Origin of the sequence: Vibrio sp. 10N.261.52.A1, assembly GCF_002876325.1 — a bacterium.
Classification (GTDB): Bacteria; Pseudomonadota; Gammaproteobacteria; order Enterobacterales; family Vibrionaceae; genus Vibrio; species Vibrio chagasii.
Genome location: NZ_MCYD01001263.1, coordinates 1 through 4,299 on the forward strand (window position 1 = coordinate 1; position 4,299 = coordinate 4,299).

Annotated in this window: 4 protein-coding genes; all 4 read right to left on the minus strand. The window is 43.4% G+C overall.

The genetic code is table 11. The features are described 5' to 3' along the window. Positions 1-47 precede the first annotated feature (47 nt). The 4 genes from BCT81_RS26600 to BCT81_RS26615 all read right to left on the minus strand — a co-directional run bounded on the left by BCT81_RS26600 (position 48) and on the right by BCT81_RS26615 (position 3,751). Entirely contained in the window at positions 48-812 is a 765-nt protein-coding gene (locus BCT81_RS26600) for an ATP-binding cassette domain-containing protein (RefSeq protein ID WP_102426410.1), read from the minus strand. Between the two features lie 12 nt (positions 813-824). After that, positions 825-1,775, minus strand: coding sequence for an iron chelate uptake ABC transporter family permease subunit (locus BCT81_RS26605; protein ID WP_004738887.1), 951 nt, complete (start codon positions 1,773-1,775; stop codon positions 825-827). After that, positions 1,768-2,721, minus strand: coding sequence for an iron chelate uptake ABC transporter family permease subunit (locus tag BCT81_RS26610; RefSeq protein ID WP_102426411.1), 954 nt, complete (start codon positions 2,719-2,721; stop codon positions 1,768-1,770). Before BCT81_RS26610 ends, BCT81_RS26605 begins: the two co-directional genes overlap by 8 nt. Positions 2,722-2,818: 97 nt before the next feature. Then, positions 2,819-3,751, minus strand: coding sequence for an ABC transporter substrate-binding protein (locus tag BCT81_RS26615; RefSeq protein ID WP_102426412.1), 933 nt, complete (start codon positions 3,749-3,751; stop codon positions 2,819-2,821). Between the last annotated feature and the right edge of the window lie 548 nt (positions 3,752-4,299).

Genomic DNA, 4,299 nt, shown 5'->3' on the forward strand with positions numbered 1-4,299 from the left:
AAAAAGAGCTCCTCATATGGGAGCTCTTTTCGCTTGTTTTAGACTAACTAACGACCTGAGTAGTACATACAAACTCGGACGCCATCGAACTCACGAATCTCAAATGGAATCTCATAAATCGATTCCATCACTGACTTTTCTACTACCTCAGAAACCTTGCCAGATTTCACTACTTGGCCTTTTTTCATCGCTACAATGTTGTCTGAGTAGCAAGAGGCAAAGTTGATGTCGTGAATCACAATAACGATCGCTTTATTAAATTCATGCGCCAAGCGACGAAGCGTCTGCATGATCTCAACAGAGTGCTTGATATCTAGGTTATTAAGCGGCTCGTCCAAGAAAACATAGTCGGTATCTTGTGCAACAACCATTGCAATGAATGCCATTTGACGCTGGCCACCACTAAGCTCATCAAGGTATTTGTTTTGAATATCAGTAATACCTAAATGCTCTAGTGCTGTATCAACAATCTTGTTGTCCTCGTCTTTCAAGCGACCCTGCGAGTGCGGGAAACGACCAAAACAAACCAATTCACGAATCGTAAATCGCATGTTGATGTTGTTTGACTGTCTGAGTACCGCCAGATGTTTCGCTAGCTCTTTGGTATCCCACTCAGCAAGCAGCTTGTCGCCAATAAGGACTTCACCTGCATCACTTTCTGTTAGACGGCTGGCCATTGAAAGCAGCGTACTTTTGCCCGCACCGTTTGGGCCAATAATAGAAGTCACTTCCCCTTTTGGGAACATAGCGCTGGCATCGTCCACAACCAGTGACTTGCCATACTTCTTACTTAAACATGTTAATTTAATCACTACTTACTACCTTTACTGAATTCTGGTGCGCAACAACAAGAACATAAAATACAAACCGCCGACCAAGTTAATGATCACACTGACTGTGGTTTCAAACGCCATCACTTTTTCAATGAACCATTGGCCAGACACGAGTAGAACCACCGCTAATAAGCTACTTGCAAGAATAAGTACACGGTGTTGATACGAGCTAAATATCTGGCGCGCTAGACTGACAGTAATTAAGCCGAAGAAGAGCACAGGGCCAACCAAAGCAGTCGATACCGCGACCATCACTGATACGATCACCAAAATCATCTGAGTTAGTCGCTTGGTATTTACACCTAAACTTGTCGCGTTATCGACGCCCAACCATAGAACATCCAACTTTGGAGCCAACACCCAAAGCCCAAGCAAACACAGACCTAACGGAAGAATACTTAGGTAAACCAACTCACTTTTCACATTATTGAAGCTTGCAAACATAACGTTCTGCAGCACTGCGAACTCGTTCGGGTCAATCAACATTGCTAAGAAATTCGATAAGCTCGAGAACACGCTGCCACACACAATACCAATCAGCAACAGGGTAAATACGTTGTTGCGCTTGCTCTTGAAGTAAAAATGGAACAGAGCAAACGAGAATAAGATCATCACAGAGACAGACAAGCCGAAGTTTGCAATGGAATCAATTACCCAAAAGCTCGTGCCACCAAAGACAAATAACAGCGACGTTTGAACCAACATATACAAGCTATCAAAGCCCAATATTGAAGGGGTCAGAATGCGGTTGTTGGTAATAGTTTGGAAGACCAGTGACGACGCAGAAATCGCCACAGCTGCCAGTACGATGGATAACAACTTAGGCATTCTTAGCGACAAGAAAAATTCGTAGTTATCCCAGGTTAGCCCTTGCCCTACAAAAACGGCCGTCATACACAAAGACGCGATAGCCAGAATCGCGATTTTTACTGAATCACGCATTCGACTTGTCTCTCATGATTAGGTAAATAAAAATCAAACCACCGAAGATGCTGATTACCATCGAGATTGGAATCTCATAAGGGAAAATGACAACTCGAGCTAACAAGTCACAAGCAAGGACCAAGATCACGCCCCAGTAAGCTGTCCAAGGCAGGATTCGCTTCATGTTGTCGCCCATCATCAGCGAGACAATGTTTGGAACGATAAGGCCAAGGAATGGAATGACGCCAACGATCATTACTACTGAAGACGCACATATCGCCACCAAAGCAACACCAATAAAAACAATCTTCTGGTAGTTCAATCCGATGTTCTTTGCAAAGCTCTCACCAATACTCGCTGCGCTGAACTGACTCGCGAAATAGTAAGCCAGCATACAAGCCGGAACGGCAAGGTAGAGGATTTCATAGCTGCCCTGTAATACGCTCGCGAAGTTCGCCATAGTCCAAGCAGACATGGTTTGTACTAGATCGTACTTGTGAGCAATAAACGTCGTCAGTGCTGAAACCACGTTGCCATACATAATGCCGATCAAGGGCACTAGTACCGCACTCTTGAACTTAAGATGCTGTAAGAAGCGAACCAACAGCATGGTGCCAAACACAGCAAACGCAAAGATGAAACCTAGGTAGCTCCATTGAGCTGCACTACCTAGCACCAGAATACCAACGATGTAACCCAACATTGCACAGTCAATCGTGCCCATCGTAGACGGCGCTGCGAACTTATTCTGCACAATCTGCTGCATGATTAAGCCAGAGACACTTAGACCAGCGCCAGCGAGCACAATAGCAAGCAAACGAGGGATTCGACTCACGATATAAATAGAGTTGGCGTGTTGGTTGCCGTTAAAGAAGTCACTAAAACTGATTTCAGCGACCCCTATCATCAATGACGCAACGCATAACACGACAAGAAATACAGCGGCTGCAATGGGTTTCAACATAGAAATAATACTAAAGGTAGGTCTCGGGTAGCCCGCATAAAAAGTGGAAAAGGGCTTATAAGAACGTTTCTTATAAGCCCGAAAAACTCATTAAAAATTACTGTTGAATGGTACGTTCAATGTCACCCAACATTCTGTGGATTGCAGTTACACCACCACCAGCTAGGTACCATGCACTTGAATCAAGGTAAACGATGTTGCCTTGTTGTGCTGCTGGAGTTGCTGCTACCAATGGGTTATCAAACAGTTGAGGTGCACGACCTTCAGAGCGGCCAATCGCTTTTTCACGATCTAGGATGTAAAGCACTTCAGGTTTTGCATCCGCAATGTATTCAAAAGAGATAAGGTTACCGTGCGTACCTTTAATTGGCGCGACTGTCGCACTCTTTGACTCAACGTAGCCGAAATCGTCAAAGATAATTGAGAAACGGCTGCCTTTGTTGAACATCGCAATATTGTTGCCGTTGTTCATTAACATCATCGCCGTCGTTTCACCCGAGGTTACTTTGTCATTTACCGCAGTGATTGAACCTTGAGTCTCTTTGATGATCGCTTCAACTTCAGCCTGCTTGCCAAATAACTCACCCAGTGAACGCCAGTTTTGCTGTGCATCAGCCCAGTACTTATCACCTTCAATAGAGAACATGATCGTTGGTGCAATTTGAGCTAACTTGTCGTAAACCTTAAGCATGCGGTTTTCCGCAATGATTACGTCTGGCTTCAACATGTAGATAGCTTCGAAATCAGGTTCGCTTAACGAGCCTGTGTTTTTCGTTGTTTCTTTGTATGACTCAAGGTAGTCAGGCATTAAGCTGTGAGGTGCACCAACTGGCTTTACACCAATTTTATCAAGTACGTCCAAGCTACCAAAACCAAGAACAACAACTCGTTGTGGTACTTCATCGAACTTCGCGGTGCCCTTTACGTGTTCAATCGTGATGGTTTCCGCATGAGCGCTCATCAGCGATGATGCAAGAACGATAGCAAGCCCGCTCACTAACTGGCGAACTGATTTGATTGTTTTCTTCATGTTTCTTCCTTTGCCATTGAGACAAACCACCACTCATGACAATGAAAGTCAGAATACTCATAGGTGAGTAAGGGTCGTACACAACTGCTAAATAACGATAATTTAAAGTTTGTCATTGATTTGACAACAAACTTGTAACGCAAGTGAGAATTATTATCAATTATATTTGCAGTAATTTAGTTGCACAACAACTTTCTTATTCAGAAACGTTAAAGTGATTATTCATGTTTTGCTAGATTGCTATCCAAAACACGCATATCGACGCTGCGTTCGAAAGCTGGATAGATCTCATCTAAGAAAAATGGAGCAGGATTTGGAGCAATGGAGGTTTAAATAAGCTATATATCAAGAAATCGCACCATGATCGCCTTAGAATTTACAATGTAAAACTTCTATACAACAGATACTTAGTAATCACCTATTGTGTAAAAACACCAAAAAGCATAACAAGAGAACTTTTGTTCAGAAAACATGACCAGTGACACCGCACCAAAAAGAGTGACTTCCCGATGACTCCTCCCTTTGCGGCTAAATAACGATGATATTTC